This window comes from Verrucomicrobiia bacterium (genome assembly GCA_035629335.1).
GTDB lineage: Bacteria > Patescibacteriota > Saccharimonadia > Saccharimonadales > Saccharimonadaceae > DASUUR01.
In genome coordinates, this window is sequence record DASPIB010000016.1 from 1 (window position 1) to 1,854 (window position 1,854).

Here is a 1,854-nt window from a genome sequence, read left to right on the forward strand (position 1 = left end):
CCCCAAAACCCCAAAACCCCAAAGTAGGATATGATATGAGATTTAAGAGTATTATCATCACCGTACCAATCATTGAAATGGTATACATGGTACGATGGTACGATGGTACGGTGAATTGGCGGGAAAGTCTATAAATAGGCATATATATTATAATATAAAAAAGATGAGCAGGAATAACTATCGCTACCAATTCCTTGTTGAAGTTTCAGGTGAGTAATCCGACATTGTCAAATTCAAAGAAAGCCTCGAAGTGTATGCTTAGTCTATACTGTCAGTAGACTAGTGTATGCTTTTTAAGTGTCCAAATACTTACTGGCTGTAACTCTCAGTAGACCACAAGTCAAAGGGCTTATCCAGATAGCTTTTTAAATCATCACATAAAGGTGGCAAATTGCTAATTGAACACCAGGTAAGTATTACTTAAGAGATCCCTTTAGCACAAATCGACCACACTCTCAACCAGATATCACTCGCTAAAGAGACTGAAGGTCTCGATGATACTTCGGTCAACTACTTGAAGTCACAGCAAGCTGCGCAGGCTATCCACGAATCTGCGGAAGCCGCCATGAAAGATTCCAAAGAAACCCTACTAAGCAAGCTTCAGAAGAAATTCATCAGCGACATCTGCACAGCACTTATCACTCCAGTCGATTTCATGAATTCCTACCTCGAACAAGGTTTACTCGAAGAATACAAGCTTATCTCGCTTAGGCTTAAGGAGTTTCAGACTCTATACTCAAATTATGTCAACCACACACACAAGAAAAAGCCTCAGGAAGCTACTAGAGTCACACTCGAGAAGTATTGCGAAGCGCACCCCCTCACCAGTAAAAGCATTCAGGAGGTCAAGCGTGTTGTCGAAGGATCCGACTACTACGCCCTGATACTTGAGATGTACAATGTGTTCTTGAAATCAGCAAGCACCAAACGGAGGACTGTGTGGTTCTACGGTGCTCCCAATGCAGGTAAGACGTGTCTGTCCAAGCTTCTCGGATAAATATTCTATTGTCAAGATCTTGTCTTTACTGAAGCAAAGTATACTATAACCAACAACGGACACAAATACGCCACTCAGATTGTGCTCCTTGATGAAGCCAACTTCTATGAACTCTTCAAGCCAAGCAATCTTGCGAATATGAAGCGTTTCTTCGAAGGCAGAGGCTTTATTACACGTGCTATGTATCAGAACCCAACTCAGGACTTCTAGGATTGCTGTGTATTCGTGACAAGCAACGGACTACCCGCTATTGCAGATGAAGATCCCAACAACTACGATTGGAAAGCTATACTCGTTAGAACAGCCCTCATCAAGACGGAGAAGTCGTTCTCCGATAGGGGATAACAGGCTTTTCCGTTTACCGCCACCGAGTTGGCGCACTACCTTCGCAGCCTTGACGTAGCTTATGAGGAACTTTCGCAGTGTGCATTGAAACCACTTGCGCTAAAACCACCCGCAACCGATCCCAAGCATAAATCGAGTATGCTGGGCAAGCGTAACTTCTCTCAACGAGGCAAAGGCGCTGAGTAGTTACAGAGAGACATCAGATTTGGTGTATAGGGAACTCTTTGCTTCTCGTAGGCGACAATGAGTCTCGATTACTTGCTCGGATAATGATTAATTAGAGCATTAATTCTTAATTAAAGTAACCTTTAAGTATACTAATCATTAATTAAAAGTAACCTTTAAGTATACTTAATTGTTAATTATTCTATTCCACAATACCCAGACCCAAAAAATGCAAGCTCCCTAAACCCCATTGATTATTGAATTAATGCTCTCGCCATACGGAAAATACATTTTCCTTTTATTTATTTATGCTGATGAGTTGGGGTTTTGGGGTTTTGGGGTTTTGG

1 protein-coding gene is annotated in these 1,854 nt (G+C 41.8%); it reads left to right on the plus strand.

Features of this window, described 5'->3' with window-relative positions:
* Nucleotides 1-565 precede the first annotated feature (565 nt).
* A complete protein-coding gene (locus VD907_06900; protein ID HYG84572.1) occupies nucleotides 566-997 on the plus strand; it encodes a hypothetical protein in 432 nt (143 codons plus the stop codon).
* Nucleotides 998-1,854 lie beyond the last annotated feature (857 nt).